Source organism: Xanthomonas vasicola pv. musacearum NCPPB 4379, assembly GCF_000277895.2.
Taxonomy (GTDB): Bacteria; Pseudomonadota; Gammaproteobacteria; order Xanthomonadales; family Xanthomonadaceae; genus Xanthomonas; species Xanthomonas vasicola.
The window spans coordinates 2,293,510-2,311,655 of sequence record NZ_CP034655.1; the positions used below are offsets into that span (position 1 = coordinate 2,293,510).

The 18,146-nt window shown below is 64.2% G+C and carries 6 protein-coding genes; 1 reads left to right on the top strand and 5 read right to left on the bottom strand.

Annotated elements, in window-relative coordinates; genetic code table 11:
* The first annotated feature begins 19 nt into the window (after positions 1-19).
* Entirely contained in the window at positions 20-9,994 is a 9,975-nt protein-coding gene (locus KWO_RS10695; protein ID WP_050561030.1) for an autotransporter-associated beta strand repeat-containing protein, read from the top strand.
* A gap of 305 nt (positions 9,995-10,299) precedes the next feature.
* Here the strand turns inward: KWO_RS10695 and KWO_RS10700 are convergent, their stop codons facing one another.
* From KWO_RS10700 to KWO_RS10720, 5 genes are all read right to left on the bottom strand, one after another.
* Complete coding sequence (locus tag KWO_RS10700) at positions 10,300-10,911, bottom strand: response regulator transcription factor (RefSeq protein WP_010378617.1); 612 nt, start codon at positions 10,909-10,911, stop codon at positions 10,300-10,302.
* The gene (locus tag KWO_RS10705; RefSeq protein ID WP_026112879.1) at positions 10,908-11,930 is read right to left on the bottom strand and encodes a sensor histidine kinase; all 1,023 of its coding nucleotides are present in this window, start codon (positions 11,928-11,930) and stop codon (positions 10,908-10,910) included. Before KWO_RS10705 ends, KWO_RS10700 begins: the two co-directional genes overlap by 4 nt.
* A gap of 118 nt (positions 11,931-12,048) precedes the next feature.
* Positions 12,049-13,533, bottom strand: a complete 1,485-nt coding sequence (locus tag KWO_RS10710; RefSeq protein ID WP_010378621.1) for an efflux transporter outer membrane subunit — start codon at positions 13,531-13,533, stop codon at positions 12,049-12,051.
* Positions 13,530-16,622, bottom strand: a complete 3,093-nt coding sequence (locus tag KWO_RS10715) for an efflux RND transporter permease subunit (protein ID WP_010378623.1) — start codon at positions 16,620-16,622, stop codon at positions 13,530-13,532. Before KWO_RS10715 ends, KWO_RS10710 begins: the two co-directional genes overlap by 4 nt.
* Positions 16,615-17,730: an efflux RND transporter periplasmic adaptor subunit gene (locus tag KWO_RS10720; protein ID WP_010373460.1), complete on the bottom strand. Its 1,116-nt coding sequence runs from the start codon at positions 17,728-17,730 to the stop codon at positions 16,615-16,617. The genes KWO_RS10715 and KWO_RS10720 overlap by 8 nt, the downstream gene beginning before the upstream one ends.
* Positions 17,731-18,146 lie beyond the last annotated feature (416 nt).

Here is an 18,146-nt window from a genome sequence, read left to right on the forward strand (position 1 = left end):
TCCCGTTGCGTCTGTGTGATTGTCGCAGGATCAAGGGGAGTTGTTCAGAGTTTCCTTAACCGTGAATATTGCGTCCGGCAGCCAAATGACTGCGGGTCTCTTGGGCGGTACGGCCATCGCCTTGAGCGGCACCAATTCCACGCTCAACAACGCCGGCACCATCGACCCTTCCATCCTTGGGCTGCTTTCGGCGCTAAGCGGCGGCGTGACGATGGGCAATGCCAGCTCCACTGCAGTGTCGTTCAACAATCTTGCCGGCGGCACGATCTATGGCACCGGCGGTTTGCTTGGCGCCAATCTGCTCAATCTCGACGGCATGGCGCTCGGGCTGACTTCGGCCAGCGGTGGCACGGTGCAAATCAATAATGCTGGCATGATCGATAGCCGTCCGTTGGCTGGGCTGTCGATTCTAGGCTCGGACACGCCCGTCATCGCGGTGACCGGCGGCGGCACGGTCAATGCCGTCAATACCGGCACCATCAACGGGCGGGTGGGCTTTCAGAGTTCGGCCACCGGCAATACGTTCGTCAACGCAGGCACCATCAACGGCAGTGTTTCGATGGGTGTGGGCAGCACCAACAGCTTCACCGCGGTGACTTCTAGCACCGTCACCAGTGCCGGTGGACTTGCACTCGAACTGCTCGGACCAGGTGGTTTGCTGAGCTTCGCGCAGACCGGCGTGGTGGACGGCGGCCTGGGCGGCAACAACACGCTGATCCTGCAGAATTCTGCAGTGGGTACCGGCAGCGGCAACACCGGTGCAGGCACGTTGAGCACCGCGCAGTACATCAATTTCGGCAACTTGCGCGTCAATAGCGGCACCTGGTTGGTAGGCGGCGCGAGCAACTTCGGCAACAGCGCGCTCAATGGCGGCGTATTGCAGTTCACCAATCCCGCGCAGCTAGGCAACACCATTACCGCCAACGGCGGCACGCTCGAAGCCTCGGCGACGGGTCTGACGCTGGCACCGACCAATGGCATTGCGCTGGGCGCGGGCGGCCTGACCGTGCAGGGCACCAATAACTTGACCGTCGGCAGCGCAATCACCGGCACCGGTGCGTTGACCAAAGCCGGCACCGGTGGGCTGGCGCTGAATGGTACCGGCACGTTCACCGGTGGCGTCAATTTGACCAATGGCGCGTTGACGGTCGGCACCAACAACGCGTTGGGCACCGGCACCGTCACCGCATCTGGCGGCAGCGTATTGGCGGGTGCTTCGGTGAACCTGGCCAATGCATTTTCGTTGAGCAACACGGTTGGTATCGGCGGTACAAACGCGCTACGGATTGGCGGCACGATCAGTGGCACCGGTGTGCTCAATAAGGTTGGCACCGGCACGCTGACCTTGGGCGGCAGTAATACCTATAGCGGTGGCACCACCTTGGGCGCAGGAAGCGTACTGCTCGAAACCTCCGGTGCGCTTGGCACTGGCACGGTCACCGCAGCAGGTGGCTTGCTGGACAACACCGCTCCGCTATCGCTGACCAATAATTTCGCACTCACCAATACGTTGGGCCTGGGCGCCAGCGGCAACGCGCTGACCTTGAGTGGCACGTTGGCTGGCGCTGGTGGCGTCAATAAAACCGGTGCGGGCACGCTTACGCTCAGCGGTACAAACACATACACCGGTGGCACCAACCTGGCATCGGGCACGCTGCAATTGGGTACCGCGTCTGCGCTGGGCACCGGTGCATTGAATGTCACCGGCGCATCTAACCTCAGCACGACTGTGCCGTTGACGGTGGCCAATGGCATCAGCCTTGCTGCGGCGCTGAACTTGCCCAGCACACAAGCGCTCACGCTCAGCGGCGCCATCAACGGTGCAGGCAGCTTGATCAAGAGCGGCACTGGCGATCTCACCTTGACCAATGCGAATGCCTACACCGGAGGCACGACGCTCAACGCCGGGCGGTTGGTGGTCGGTGCGAATACAGCATTAGGCACCGGCACGCTCACCGCCAGCGGTGGCGAACTCGATGCCACGGCTGCGACAACCTTGGGCAACGCTGTTGCGTTGACCGGTACGTTGGGTGTCGGCAGTAGCGGCAACGCATTGAATCTCACCGGCACCATCAGTGGTGCCGGCGCATTGAACAAACTCGGCACCGGGACACTGACGCTGGGCGGTTTGAATACCTATACCGGTGGCACCAGCCTCAATGCCGGCACCTTGCAGGTGGCCAGCGGAACCGCACTGGGCACCGGTGCATTGAACGTCACTGGCTCCGCGACATTGCAAAACACGGCCGCTGCCACGCTGAATAATGCAGTGACGTTGAGCACCGGCGCACTGACGCTCAACGGCGCGCAAGCGTTGACCTTGGGCGGCAACATCAGCGGTGCCGGCAGCCTGGTCAAATCCGGCGGCGATCTCACGCTCAGCGGCAACAACACCTATGCCGGTGGCACCGCGCTCGATACCGGCAAGCTCACGGTGGGAAGCAATACCGCGCTGGGGAGCGGCACCTTGACCGCAGCGGCCGGCACGACGTTGGACACCGCAGCAGTGAGCACGCTCACCAATGCGATCGCACTGGCAGGGCAACTCAACCTGGGCGGCAGCAATGCGCTCACGCTCACCGGTGCCATCAGTGGTGCCGGCAGCCTGGATAAACTCGGCCCGGCCAGCCTGACGCTTTCCGGTAACAACACCTATCTGGGCGGCACCCGCCTGACGGCAGGCAGCCTGATTCTGGGCAGCGATAGCGCACTCGGCGTAGGCAGCCTGAGCGTGAGCGGCGGCTTGCTTGATAGCACCGCGGCACGTGTGCTTGCCAACAGCGTGGTGCTGGATGCAGATCTGCAACTGGGTGGCAGCCAGGACCTGACGCTCAATGGAGGTATCAGCGGCGTCGGTGGCTTGACCAAGAACGGCGCTGCGGCGCTGACACTGACTGGCGCAAACACCTTCAACGGCGGCGTGGATCTTAACGCTGGCAGTCTGTTGATCGGCAGCGGCGCTGCACTGGGCAGCGGGGTGTTGACCACAGCCGGCGGTACGCAACTGCAGGCCACCGCGGCGACCACGGTGGCTAACGATGTCGTCGTGAATGGTGCACTGTCGTTGACCGGCAACAACGACCTGGGTTTGACCGGCACCGTCAGCGGCACCGGCAGCCTGGTCAAGCAGGGCACCGGTGCGCTCACACTCAACGGCAACAACGTCTACACCGGCGGCACGCTGTTGGACAACGGTGCCCTGGTGGTGGGCAGCAATACCGCGCTCGGCAGCGGCGCACTTACTACCGCCAACGGTACGCTGCTCAATGCCGCCACCACAGTGACCTTGCAGAACGCGGTCACCGTCAATGGTGCGCTGACGCTCGATGGACAAAACCTCACGCTCGATGGCGTGATCGATGGCGCCGGCAGCCTGGTCAAGAACGGCACGCAAACGCTCACCCTCAACGGCAACAACACCTGGGGCGGCGGGCTGCAACTGCAGGGCGGGGCGTTGCTGGTTGGCAGCGATACTGCATTGGGCGCGGGCACCTTGACCGCCGCAAACGCTACGACGTTGGACGCAAGCACCGCCGTGGCATTGGCCAATGCGGTTGCATTGGATGGCACGCTGACATTGCCGGGTACGCAGGACATCGCGCTCAATGGCGTCATCAGCGGCATCGGTGGTGTCAACAAACAGGGTAATGCCATGTTGACGCTGGGCAACGCCAACATCTTCAGCGGCGGCGTTGCGCTGGATGCGGGGCGGTTGGTACTTGGCAACAATGATGCGCTCGGCGTAGGCGGCCTGGTGGTCGGCGGCGCTGCCGAACTGGATACCACCGCCGCGTTGGCGGTGGGCAACGACGTCTTGTTGAACGCTCCACTGACGCTGGTCGGCAGCAACGATCTGGCCCTGGATGGCACCATCAGCGGCACCGGCAGCCTGATCAAGAACGGCAACACCACGCTGTCGCTCAATGCAACCAACAGCTATAGCGGCGGCACGAGCTTGACCGCAGGCACGGTTGCAGTGGGAGCCAACAATGCGCTCGGCACCGGTAGCCTGTCGGTTGTCGGTAATTCGGTATTGAGCAACGTGGTCGCCATTGCGCTGGCCAACGACATTGCGCTGGGCGCTGCGCTGACGGTGGATAACGCCGCAGAAATGGCCGCCAGCGGCGCCATCGGCGGTGGCGGCGATCTGATCAAGACCGGACTCGGCACGCTGACCTTGAGCGGCAACAATAGTTACACCGGCACGTTCGCGATCCAGGCCGGCACCGTGGTGGCCAGCACTGCTGGCTCGCTGGGCAACGCCAGCAATGTCGATGTCGCAGCAGGTGCGCGTTTGAATCTGACCAACGGTGGTTTGATCAACGCGCTCACTGGTGCGGGCGGTGTCGGCACCGATGCCGGCGCCACGCTGCAACTGGGCGGCGGCGATTTCTCCGGCAGCCTGAGCGGTGGCGGGAACCTGGACAAGGTGGGCACCGGCACCGTGCGTTTGCTCGGTACCAGCGCGATCGGTGGCACCACCCAGGTCAGTGCCGGCACGCTTGACGTAGTCGGCAGCCTCGGCACCAGCGCGTTGAATGTGGCCACGGGCGGCACGCTAACCGGCACTGGCACCGCCGGTAACGTGGGCGCTGCCGTGAACATCAGCGATGGCGGCCGGCTCGCATTGACCAGCGGTTCGTCGCTGAGTGTGGGCGGGTTGACGCTGGCACCGGGCGCGTTTGTCGATGTGGCGTTGGGGGCGCCAAGCGCAACGCGCCTGCTTGAGGTCAATGGCAATCTCACGCTGGACGGCACGCTCAACATCACCGACATCGGTGGTTTCGGGACCGGCGTGTATCGCTTGATCGACTACACCGGCGCGCTCACCGATAACGGCATGCTGATTGGCCTGTTTCCCGGCAGCGTAGACATCAGCCAGCTCGCGTTGCAGACCGCCATCGGTCAGCAACTCAATCTGGTGGTAACCGCGCCGGGCAGCATCGTGCAGTTCTGGGACGGCGTGCAGACCACGGCCAATGGAACCATTGATGGCGGTAGTGGCACCTGGGGTGCGGCCACCAACTGGACCGACCAGGACGGCAGCGCCAACAGTACCTGGCAAGGCGATTTCGCGGCGTTTTCCGGTGCCGCGGGCGCAGTGGGCGTGCAGGGCACGCAGAACATCGGTGGCCTGCAGTTCGTGACCGATGGCTATCAGTTGACCGATGCCGGCGCGGGCGCACTGGCGGTGACCAACCCATTGACCGCCATCCGCATGGACCCGGGCGCAACCGCCAGCATCGATGTGGCCATCACCGGCACCGGCGGCGTGCAGAAGCTCGATACCGGCACGCTGGTGTTGAGTGGTCCCAATACCTACACCGGCGGTACTGCGCTGGGCGGCGGCAGTTTGGTGCTGGGCAATGCGCAAGCGTTGGGCACCGGCACGCTGACTGCCGCAGCGGGCACCACACTCGACACCAATCAAGCAGTGGCGGTCGGCAATGCGGTGGTGCTCGATGGTGCATTGACCTTGCCCGGCAGCAACGATCTGGCATTGACCGGCGTGATCAGCGGTGCCGGCAGCTTGATCAAGAACGGCACCTCCACGCTCACGCTGGATGGCAGCAATAGCTACGTCGGCGGCAGCGTGTTGAATGCCGGCACGCTGGCGGTGGGCAGCAACACGGCACTCGGTGCAGGCAGCCTGTCGGTGCTGGGCACCTCTACCTTGAGCAATGCGATTGCGCTTGCTCTGGGCAACAACGTCAATCTGGGCGCCAATCTGACCATCGCCAGTGCGGACGATCTGGCGTTGACCGGCGTGCTCAGTGGTGCGGGTGCACTGACCAAGACCGGCCTGGGCACGTTGACCTTGTCTGGCAGCAATTTGTTCAGTGGCCCGGTGTCGGTGCAGAGTGGTGTGCTTGCCACCTCCGCCACCGGCACGTTGGGAACGACCGCCAGCGTGGATGTTGCGGCAGCTGCAGGGCTCTCGCTCGGCAGCAATACCGCATTGAACAGCGTGACCGGCGTGGGCAATGTCGCGATCCTGGGCGGCAGCACGCTGCAGCTGGGCGTCAACGACGCAAGCAGCACGTTTGCAGGCTCGTTGAATGATGCTGGCTCTCTCGAAAAGATCGGCACCGGCACACTACAACTCACCGGCACCAGCGCGATCGGCGGCACCACGCAGATCACCGCCGGCACGCTGGATGTGGATGGCACGCTCGGCAGCACCGGTGGCCTGACGGTAGGTAATGGCGGCACGCTGAGCGGTAGCGGCGTGGTCAATGCCGCAGTCACGGTGAACGACGGCGGCCGCCTGGTGGTGACCAGCGGCGCGCTGCTGACCACCGGCAGCCTGAGCTTTGCACCCAATGCCACGCTCGATGCGTTCCTGGGGGTGCCCAGCCAGACCGGTGTGCTGGCGGTCAATGGCGACCTCACGCTGGACGGTACGCTCAACATCACCGACATCGGTGGTTTCGGCACCGGCGTGTATCGCTTGATCGACTACACCGGCGCGTTGACCAATAACGGCATGGGCTTCGGCACGTTGCCCGGCACGGTCGACCCCACCCAGCTGACATTGCAGACCTCGCTGGCGCAGCAGGTCAATGTGGTGCTGTTGGCATCCGGCACCACCGCGCAGTTCTGGGATGGCGCGCAGACCGTTGCCAACGGCATCGCCGATGGCGGTACTGGCACATGGACTGCCGGCGCCACCAACTGGACCTCGATTGATGGGCTGACCAACAGCGCCTGGCAGAACAGCTTTGCAGTCTTCGGCGGCACTGCGGGCAACGTGGGCGTGCAGGGTACCCAAGGCATCGTCGGTATGCAGTTCATCACCGATGGCTATGTGCTCAGCGATGCAGGTGCTGGCGCATTGAGCGCCAACGCAGCGAATACCATCATCCGTGTGGACCCTGGCGTTACCGGCACCATCGACGTTGCCATCACCGGCACTGGAGGTGTGCAAAAGCTTGATACCGGCACGCTGGTCTTGAGTGGTCCCAACAGCTACACCGGCGGCACTGCGCTGGACGGCGGCAGCCTGGTGCTGGGCAATGCGCAAGCGTTGGGAACCGGTACGCTGACTGCCGCAGCAGGCACCACACTCGATACCAACCAAGCCTTGTCCGTAGGCAATGCGGTGGTGCTCAATGGTGCGTTGACGCTGCCCGGCAGCAACGATCTGGCATTGACCGGCGAGATCAGCGGCACGGGCGGCTTGATCAAGAACGGCGCCGCCACGCTCACGCTGAGCGGCAACAACAGCTATGCCGGCGGCACGGTACTCAGCGATGGCAGTCTGGCGGTGGGCAGCAATACCGCGCTGGGTAGCGGCACCTTGTCGGTGACCGGCGATTCGGTGCTGAGCAATCCGGTTGCCACCGCACTGGGTAATGCGGTCACGCTAGGTGCTGCGCTCACCGTCGATAACCCGGCCGACCTCGCACTCGCAGGCAACATCAGCGGTAACGGTGCGTTGATCAAGACCAACACCGGCACGCTGACCCTGGACGGCAGCAATAGCTACAGCGGTGGCACCACGCTCAACGCCGGCACGCTGGTAGGTGATAGCGCGAGTCTGCAAGGCGCCATCGTCGACAACGCAACGTTGGCGTTCAACCAAGCGGCCGACGGTGTGTTCAACGGCTCGATCACCGGCACCGGCACTGTGGTCAAGGATGGCGCCGGCGCGCTGTTGCTCAATGGCGCCAATGGCTACACCGGCGGTACCAGCATTGTGGCCGGCACTCTGATCGGCGACACCGCTAGCCTGCAGGGCGATATTGCCAACAACGCGGCGTTGGTGTTCAACCAGACCACCGGCGGGGTGTATGCCGGCACGGTCAGCGGCACTGGCTCGCTGGAGAAGGCAGGCGCTGGCGTGCTGCAGTTGCTCGGCCCCAACACGTACACCGGCGGTACCGTGATCAGCGCCGGCAGCTTGGTCGGCAACACCACCAGCCTGCAGGGCGACGTGGTCGACAACGCAACCTTGGTGTTCGATCAGGCTAGCGATGGCGCGTTTGCCGGCGTGGTCAGCGGCACCGGCAGCCTGATCAAGCAGGGCACCGGCGCGTTGACGCTGCTCGCCCCCAACACCTACAGCGGCGGTACCACCATTGCCAGCGGCAGTCTGATCGGCACCACCGCCAGCCTGCAGGGCAACATCGTCGACAACGCGGTGCTGGTGTTCGATCAGGCGACCGACGGGACCTATGCCGGCAATGTCACCGGCAGCGGTACCTTGATCAAGAACGGTGTCGGTGCGCTGACCCTGGATGGTGTCAACGGCTATCTGGGCGGCACCACCATCAATGCAGGCACGCTGATCGGCGACACCGACAGCCTGCAGGGCAACATCGCCAACAACAGCGCACTGGTGTTCCAGCAAGCCGCCAATGGTACCTACGCGGGAACCTTGTCCGGCACTGGCAGTCTGCTCAAAGACGGCGCAGGCACGCTGCTGCTGACGGCCAACAGCGGTGGCTTCGATGGAACGACAACCATCGCGGCCGGCACCCTGAGCGTGGGCAACCCGGCCAACCCCGGCGCAGCGCTGGGCGGCCCGGTCACGGTGGGGCCTGGCGGCACGCTCACCGGCAGCGGCAGCATCGGCAGCCTGGTCTCCTCGGGCACGGTGGCCATCGGTGGCGCCGGTGGCACCATCAGCGTGGGCGACAACGCCACGTTTGCGCCAGGCTCTACGTTGCAGGTGACGCCCGGCGACGGCGGTGCGGTCACGCCGGTGACGGTGGGCGGCGCAGCCAGTGTGGCAACCGGCACCACCCTGGAGTTGCTACGGGCGACCGACCTGCCGCTGTTTACGGAGATTCCTGTGATCAGCGCCGGCGGTGGCCTCACCGGGCAGTTCAGCAACGTCGTTTCCGACTACGCGTTTATCGAGCCGGATGTCAGCACCACTGCTACCGGGTTGTCGGTGACGTTCGGGCGCAATACGGTGGGCATGGTGGATGCAGTCACCACGCCGAACCAGCAGTCCACGGCGGCGGCTGTGGACGGCTTGCCGAACACCAGCCCGATCTATCAGGCCGTGGTGCGTTTGCCCAACGACCCGGAAGCGGTGCGCACTGCGTTTGCATCGCTGTCGGGCGAAAGCCATGCCAGTACCGCAACCGCGTTGCTGGACAGCCGCTTCCTTTACAGCGGCATCAGCAACCATCTGCGTGGCGACAGCCAGGACACGCTGGTTGGCGACACCACGGTGTGGATCACCGGGCGCAGCCTGCCCAACCGCGTCGATGGCGATGCCAATGCGGTGTCGGTGCGCCGCGAGGACAACGGGGTGATGGCCGGTGCGGAACGCCGCTTCGGCGAACGCAGCGTAGTGGGAATTGCAGTGGGCAACCAGGACATCGAGAGCTGGTCGCGCGAGTGGGGCGACCGGGCCGATGTGGATGGCACCCATGCCGGTGTGTACGGCCGGGCCGATTGGTCTGCGTTCTCGCTACAAGGCGCGGTGGATTACGCCAGCTACAACGTCGACAGCACGCGCGGTGTGATGTTGCCTGGCGTGCTCGAAGAACGCCTGAGCAGCCGCTATGACGCCACAGCGGTGACGGTGTCGCTGGAAGCGGCCTGGAATCTGCGCACCAAGGGCGCGGTGTACAGCCCGTTTATTGCGGCCGATTACACCCGTCTGAAGACCGATGGTTTCACCGAGCGCGGCGGCATTTCCGCATTGTCGGTGGACAGTGCCAGCGATACCTTCAGCACCGCCACGCTGGGTGTGCGTGGGCATTGGGATCTCGACCAAAAGGCGGCGTTGTACGCGTCGGCAGGCTGGCGGCACGCGTTTGGCGACCGCTCTGTGCAGCGTTCGGCCGGCTTCGTCGGCACCGCTTCGGAGTTCTCGGTGCAAAGCGTCACCCTGGCCAAGAACGCTGTTGTCGGCGAGTTGGGCGTCAGTCTGATCACCTCGCCGCGCAGCCGGTTGGCACTGTCGCTGCAAGGACTCAACGGCGACGGGCAGACGGCGTACGGTGGTCAGGTGACCTGGGGGGTGAGCTTCTGAATCCTGGCTTGCCGCATGCTTGAAACTGGAAATGGAAACGCCCCGGCATACCGGGGCGTTTTTTTGTGCGCTTTTCTATGTGCGTCGCGCCAGGCGTAGGCGTGCACGTGAGTGTTGATGTGCGTTGCTGCGGTCCGGTCAGCGCATGACATGCAGGCACTGATTGATGCGCTGCCTGCATGCAGCGTCACTGCAGCTTTGCAGTGACAACCGCGCAAACCATTGCTGCGGCTGCCATCAGCCAAAGGCGTATGTACGAGCATGCAATACAGCACGCACTACAAATCCCGGTAACACAGCGCGCCTCACAGACCGATGCGTTCCGCCAAACGCACCAGCTCGGCCAGCGAGCCGGCCTGCATCTTGCGCATGGCCTGCGCACGCCGCACTTTTACGGTGATCTCGCTGAGGTGTAAGCGCGCGGCCACCTGTTTGTTCAACAGACCTTGCACCACCAGCCGCGTCACATCCTGCTCGCCGCTGCTCAGCGATTCCCAACGCGCACGCAGCTCGGCGGCAACCGCATCGCTCTGGCGGCGCGCGCGGTCGCGGCGGATACCGTCTTGAATTGCGTCCAGAAGGGCCTGATCGCGGAACGGCTTGGTCAAAAATTCGATCGCACCATTCTTCATCGCTTCCACGCCCATCGCGATATCGCCATGACCGGTGATGAAAATGGTTGGCAGGGCAAAGCCGGATTCGACCATGCGCCGATGGAATTCCATCCCACTCTGGCCTGGCATACGGATATCCAGCACCAGACAGGCGGGCGCGTCCTGCAGCCGATGCGCAAGGAATTGATCGGTGGAACCGAACGCATAGACCTGTAAGCCGACCGAGGCGAACAGATCTTCCAGCGCGGCGCGCATCGAAACATCGTCGTCGATGAGATACACCACCGGTGCCATCTCGTTCATTCCCTGCGCTCCGCTGTGACCAGGGGCAAGCGCAGGCCGAAGCGCGCACCGCGCGTGCCGGCCGGCTCGGCCCAGATCTGCCCGCCGTTGGCTTCCATGATGGTACGGCTGATGCTCAAACCAATGCCCATGCCATCGTCCTTGGTGCTCCAGAATGCTTCGAAGACATGTGCCAGTGCATCTTCGGATAACCCCGGGCCGGTATCGTCGATGCACAGGCATGCCCACGCACCATCGATATGCGAGCGCACGTGGATGCTGCGCGCCTCATCCGGCAGGGTCGCTAGCGCCTCCACCGCGTTGAGCAACAGATTGCCGATGACCTGCTGAATTTGCACGCCATCGGCCAGCACCGCAGGCAGGGCAGGGTCCAGTTCCAGCGACAATGCGATGCCATGGCGCTCGGTTTCGCCACGGGTGAGCGCAATCATGTCGAGCACCGTGCGGTTCAAATCCAGCGGGTGACGTTGACTCGCTTCGCCACGCGCCAGCGCACGCATGCGCGCAATGATGGCGCTGGCGCGGCCGGCGTCGGCAAGCATGCGCTCCAGCGCGGCATCGGCCTTGGCCAGGTTCGGCGGTTGCTGTGCCAACCAACGCTGGCAGGCGTTGCCGCTGGTCACGATGGCCGCCAACGGTTGATTGACTTCGTGCGCGATCGACGCGGCCAGCCCACCCATGCTGCCGCTGCGGGTCAGCCGCAATAGCCGCGCCTGCGCTGCATGCGCGCTGGCCTTGGCCGCTTCCATCTGCACTGCCAGATACGTGGTGACCGCAACCACCACCGCGCTGATGCAGGAATTGATCACCCCCACGCGGTAACTGCCGGCCGGGGTGAGATGAAAGCTGAGCACGATAAGTGCAAGGCAGGTAGCCGCCAAGGCCACCACGCCCGCGCGCGTGAGCAGGCGCACCGACAGCAGCACCACCAGCGTATAGAACAAGGCCGCCGCCACCGCGTAATCGGTGAAGGTATCGGCCACGAAGATCGCCGCTATGCCGGCCACCAGCCCGAGCATGCCAAGCAGGTCGGTGCGGGTAGGCGGCGAGCGGAACAGAGAGGTCATGCGCATGGCGGCGATTGTCTCAGCTGGCGGTGCCGCCGTTACACAACCGGCGCTGGATGCAGTGCTTGGTTCATGGAGCCGCCGGCTCAGCTGTCTGTGCCGATGGCGACCACCATGGACCGCCACCCAGGGCCTGATACAGCGCCACGGTGTCGGTGTAGCGCGCGGCTTGTGCCTGGACCGTGGCCGCCTGTGTGCTCTGGTAGGCCTGCTGTGCCTGCAACAGATCGGCCATGCCGACCGCGCCGACCACTTGTTGACGCTGCACCACCGCCAGCGTGCGCTCCGCCAGCGCCAGCGCATCGGCAGAGGCACGCAGACTCTGTGCGTCGCTCTGCAGCGCGGTGAGCGCATTGGAGACCTCGCCAAACGCGTTCAACACCACGCTGCGGTATTGCGCCATGGCCTGCGCGTAGCCGGCTTCGGCCGCCTGTTGCTGATGCGCAAGCGCACCGCGATGGAACAGCGGCTGCAGCAGGCTGCCGGCAACCGACCATTGCGTATTACCGACCGCGAACATGCGCCCGAAACTGGCCGCAGAACCGCCGCTGGCTGCACTCAGGGTGATCGAGGGCAAGCGCGCAGCGGTCGCCACACCGATCAGCGCGCTGGCCGCATGTGCTTGTGCTTCGGCGGCGCGGATATCCGGCCGGTGGTCAACCAACTGCGAGGGCAACGACAACGGCAGTTGCGCCGGAAGCTGCAGCGTCGCCAGCGTAAATGCCTCATCCGTAGCGTCGCTAGGCAATTGCCCACCCAGAATCGCGAGCAGGGTGCGTTGTAGTTCCAGCTGTTTTTCCAACGGCGGGACTGCGGCCTGCGCCTGCGCCAGTGCAGTGCGTTGGGCCAGCACCTGCGCTGTGCCGATCGCGCCAAGCGTTTGCTGGCGTTCGGTGAGCGTGCATAGCTGTTCGGCGAGTGCGACCTGCGCGCGCGCGGCATCCAGTTGCGCGCGCGCGGCCGCTTCGCCGATAGCTGCGTTGACGACATTGGCGGTGAGGCTGAGATACGCCGCATCGCGCTGATCGCGCTGCGCTTGTGCCTGCGCGCCGGCCGCTTCCACTTGCCGCCGCGTGCCGCCAAACACGTCCAGCGTATAGCTCACGCTGAGCTGCGCGGTGCGTAGCGCGTACGGCGTGTCGATGCCGACATCCGGCGCGGGCACCACCGAGTCGCGTTGCCGGCTGGCATCCACATGCAGATCCGCTTGAGGCAGCCAGGCGCCGCGTTGCGCGGCGAGTGTCTGTTGCGCCTGCCGGAGCGCCGCGTCGGCGGCCTGTAGATCCGGGTTGGCACGCAATGCGCGTTCCACCACAGCATTCAATTGCGGCGAGCCGAATGCGCGCCACCACGCGGTCGGCACGTCTTGCCCTGGCGCGAACTGTTGCGCACCGCCATGCGCTACGTCCGCTGCTGGAGTCGCTGCAGGTAACGCGTTGGCGGTGTAGCGATCTGCAGTGGGAGGAGCGGGGCGCTGAAAGTTCGGTCCCACTGCGCAGGCGGCGAGCGACACCGCCACGGTACCAGCGAGCAACGCGTTGCGAAGGTATGTCATGCGGTCGTCTCCCGGCGGCCCTGACGCGTTGCGACGAAGGCTTCCATCAGGTAATACAGCGATGGCAACAACACCAGCGTGAGCACCGTGGCGGTGACCAACCCGCCCACCACCACCGTGGCCAACGGGCGTTGCACATCGCTGCCCAGGCCGGTGGTGAGCATCGCCGGTGTCAGGCCGAGTGCTGCCACCGTGGCGGTCATCAGTACCGGGCGCATGCGGCTAACCGCACCGGCCACCACCGCCTCGCGCAAGGCCATGCCGGCGTCCTGACGCAATCGGTTGATCTGCGCCAGCATCAGCACCGCGTTCAATACTGCAACGCCGAACAAGGCGATGAAACCCACCGCGCTGGAGACATTGAGCGTCATCCCGCGCAGGTGCAGTGCAGCCAGCCCGCCGATCATCGCCAGCGGCACGGCGGCCAGCACCAATGTGGGTTGGCGCAGGTTGCCGAATGCGCCGAACAGCAGCACAAACATGATGCACAGCGTAGTCGGCAGCACCACCAGCAAGCGGGCCTGGGCACGCTGCAGGTTTTCGAATTGGCCACCCCACACCAACTGCATGTGCTGCGGATCGACCCGCACTTGCCGCGCGAGCGTTGCCTGCGCATCGCTGAGAAAACTGGACAGATCGCGGCCGCGCACGTTGAGCCGCACGATGATGTTGCGCCTGCCCATCTCGCGCACGATCACGCTCTGGCCGCTGGTGGTGGTGATGCTGGCCACGGCCGATAGCGGTATCTCCGCACCGGCAGCGGTGCGCAAACGCAACGCGCCGATGGCCCGCGGATCGTTGCGATACCGTTGCGGAAAGCGCACGGTGATGTCGTAGCTCTTCTCGCCGATATACATCTGCCCGATCGGGCTGCCGCCGATGCCGGTGGAAATCAGATCCGACACATCGGCGGCATTGATACCGTAGCGCGCCGCCGCCTCGCGGTCGAAGCGCACCTGCAGGTTGGGCAGGGGCGGTTCCACATCCACGGCGATATCTGCAGCGCCCGGCACCTTGTGCAAGGCCGCCGCCACCTGGTCGGCAACACCACGCACCTGCTGCAGATCGTCGCCGAACACCTTCACAGTCAGATCGCTGTGCGCTCCGGAGAGCTTGTCCTGCACACCATCGATCATCGGCTGCATCATGCTCACCGTATAGCCGGGCATCTGCGCATAACGCGCGCCAAGCGCGGCGATCAGTCCCTGCTTGTCCATGCCCGATGGCCAGTCTTTGTACGGACGCAAGCCCACGCTCGCTTCGATATGCGAGGGCGTCCAGTAGTCGGTGCCGTCGTCGTTGCGCCCGGTCTGGGTCACCATGTACGACACCTCGGGAAATTCCAGCGTGGCCTTGCGCAAGGCGTTGGCCATGGTGGCGGCCTTGTCCAGAGTGATGCCTGGCGGCATCTGCACCTGCAGCCACAGCGAGCCTTCATCGATATAGGGCAAGAAGTCGCGGCCAATGCTGCCACCTAATACGGCCAGCACGCACAAGGCCAGCGCCGCACTGGCCAGCAACCAACCGCGTCGGCCAACGCTACGCTCCAGCAATGCGCGGTAGCGCTGCCCCAGTGCCTCCAATACGCGGTTGTGCATCATCCTGCGCGGCTTGCGGAACGCCAGCCACGCCAGGGCGGGAATCACCATCAATGCCACCAGCAGCGCACCGATCAAGGCCGCGCCCACTGCGTAGGCCATCGGCGAAAACAGCTTGTATTCGATGCGTTCAAACGCGAGCAGCGGCAGATACGCACAGCCGATCACTGCCATGCCGAAGAAGATCGGCCGTGCAACATGCAAGGTGGCGTCGATCGCATCGTGCGCAGTCAACGCTCGCTCGCTGTTTTCCTCGCGCAAGCGCAGCACATTTTCCACCAGCACCACTGCGCCATCGACCAGGATGCCGAAGTCGATCGCGCCCAAGGAAAGCAGATTGGCCGGAATCTTGAGGTGGTGCATGAAGATGAAAGCGATCAACAATGACAGCGGGATGGTCAGCGACACGATTGCCGCCGCGCGTGGGCTGCCCAGGAAGATCAACAGCACCACACCCACCAGCAGCATGCCTTCGGTGAGCGTGGCGCTCACCGTGTGCAGCGTCGCATCGATCAACGCGGTGCGGTCCAGATACGGCACCACCTTGACGTCCTTGGGCAACAAGCTGTTATTGAGCTCCTCCACGGCGCTGTGGATGCCTTGCAAGGCCACCGACGGATTGCTGTCCTTGAGCAGCAATGCGATGCCTTCAATCGTGTCCGGGTTGTTGTCCTTGCCCAGGATGCCGCGCCGCTCCACATTGTCGTAGCGCACCTCGCCCAGATCCTTGACCAGCACCGGCACGCCATTGCTGCTGCTCACCACCACGTTGCCAATGTCCTGCAACGAGTGCAGCAGGCCGATGCCACGGATCACGTAACTCTGTTCGCCGCGATCCATCACGCTGCCGCCGCCATCGGCGTTATTGCTGGTGATGGCGCTCTTGACCTGTTGCAACGAGACCCCGTAGCGGGTCAAGCGATCCGGTTCCAGGGCCAATGAAAACTGCGTGGTGAGGCCGCCAAAGTTGGTGACATCGGCCACGCCTTGCACTTTCTGCAGGCGCGGAATCACCGTCCAGAATTGCAGGTCGGACAGCTCGCGTAGGCTGCGTGTTTTCGATTCCAGCGTGTAGCGATAAATCTCACCCGTCGGTGAGGTGTACGGGTCCAGCCCGGGAATCGCGCCATAGGGCAGGGTGACCGCCTGCATGCGTTCCAGCACGCGCTGCCGCGCGAAGTAGCCTTCCGTTCCATCATCGAAGACCAACGTGATCAACGACAGCGCGAACAGGCTGCGCGAGCGCAACACATGCAGGCCTGGCGTACCCATCAACGCACGTTCCAGCGGCACGGTGATTTGCTGTTCCACTTCCTCTGCACCCAGGCCCGGTACCTGCGTGACCACCTGCGAAGTAACATCGGCGATATCTGGATAGGCTTCCACCGGCAGCTGCGTCCAGCTCCAGGTGCCGTATAACGCAATGAGCACGAAGACCAGCCAGACGATGCCGCGGCGTTGAAAGCAGGTGGTGATGATCGACTCAATCATTGAGCAAGGCTCCGTCCTTGATCACCACACGCTCGCCTGCCTTCAAGCCGGACAGGATTTCGGTGTACCCATCCATAGCGCGGCCGGTGGTCACGATGCGCGAGCGATAAACGAACGGCGCGGTTTCGATAAACACCCGCGTATACAGCCCCATTTGCAACAGCGCGCTGGCGGGAACCATCAACGCCTGCTGAGGGTGTGCTTGAAACTGGGCGCGCGCAAACATGCCAGGCTTGAGCAGGCTATCGTGGTTATTCAATGCCACCCTGACTTTCAACGTGCGGGTGGTGGGGTCGAGCAGATCGTCCAGGTGTTGCACCTGGCCGGTGAAGCGTTGGCCTGGATAGGCATCCAGGCTGGCAGTGACCGGCTGCCCTTCGAAGACCTGGCCAATCTCGCGCTCCGGCACGCTGGCGGTCAGCCACACCTGCGAGATATCGGCCACCGTCATCAGTGGCGCTGAGGTGTCGTTCCAGAAGCCGCCCGGCGCGGCGCTCAGGTCCACCACGCGGCCGGCAATGGGCGCACGCAAGACATAGCGCCGATGCGACGTTGCTTGTGCAGCCACACCCAACTGGGCCAGACGGTCGCCGGCCGCGCGCGCATCGTTTTGCGCATTATCGAAAGCCTGCTGTGCTGTTTGTAGATCGCGTGCTGCTGCAATGCTGTCTGCTGCCAGCGCCTTCTGCCGGGCAAGTTCCAGACGTGCTTGTTGCAGCGTGGCGCGCGCTTTGCCGGCATCGCTGTAGGCACTGGCAAGTTCGGCAGAATCAAGCACGCACAGCACATCGCCTGCACGCACGGTGTCGCCCAGGGTCTTGGGCAATGCGACCACGCGCCCGGCCAACGGCGGTACGACACGCACCAGCCGCTCGGGCAACACATCGATCACGGCCGGCATTTCCAGCATGGGGGCGATGCGCTGGCTGCGCACTGCCTGCACGCGTAAGCTGGAACGCAACGGCGAGTGCGCCGGCACGCTCACCTGGGTATTGGTGTGGATGAGCAGCGGCGAGGGAGCCGCCGGTGGCGGCGTGGCACCGCAGCCAGCAAGCAGGCTGCCGACGCAGGCAGCTGCCAGCGTAGAACGCAGGAAGAGGGACGACATGCTGTGACTCGAGCGGGGAGGGGAAGGCGTTGCACATGCAGTCCGCAACCCGCGAAAGCGGGCAGCGCTTGCAGTGGCGATGCAGACACGCCCGCTGCCGGCAGCGGCGTACAACGGCATCGCCTGGCACCCATGGCATTGGCCATAGGATGGAGTTACGCGCCTGCCATCGGGGCCGGCGCAGTGACGACGCGTACTGCAGCCGCGTCGATGGCGTGCATGGTGCCAGCCGTCAACGCATGAAACCAGGGGTTTTCAGGCGTTTTCGGCAGTCCATGGACATCGCATCGATATACCTTCGTATCGTCTGTGCGCGGCCGGTACGCAGGATGCCTTATCAGTCAAGGCGTTCTGCAGGTCGGCATTCACATGAGGCCAGCAACGAAAAGGCCCCGGACATGCCGGGGCCTTTCTTT

Coding starts and splice junctions, on each gene's coding strand:
- KWO_RS10705 (WP_026112879.1), bottom strand. CDS start 11,930: ATGCTCGGGCTGGTGGCCGGCATAGCGGCGATCTTCGTGGCCGATACC.
- KWO_RS10720 (WP_010373460.1), bottom strand. CDS start 17,730: ATGTCGTCCCTCTTCCTGCGTTCTACGCTGGCAGCTGCCTGCGTCGGC.
- KWO_RS10715 (WP_010378623.1), bottom strand. CDS start 16,622: ATGATTGAGTCGATCATCACCACCTGCTTTCAACGCCGCGGCATCGTC.
- KWO_RS10710 (WP_010378621.1), bottom strand. CDS start 13,533: ATGACATACCTTCGCAACGCGTTGCTCGCTGGTACCGTGGCGGTGTCG.
- KWO_RS10700 (WP_010378617.1), bottom strand. CDS start 10,911: ATGAACGAGATGGCACCGGTGGTGTATCTCATCGACGACGATGTTTCG.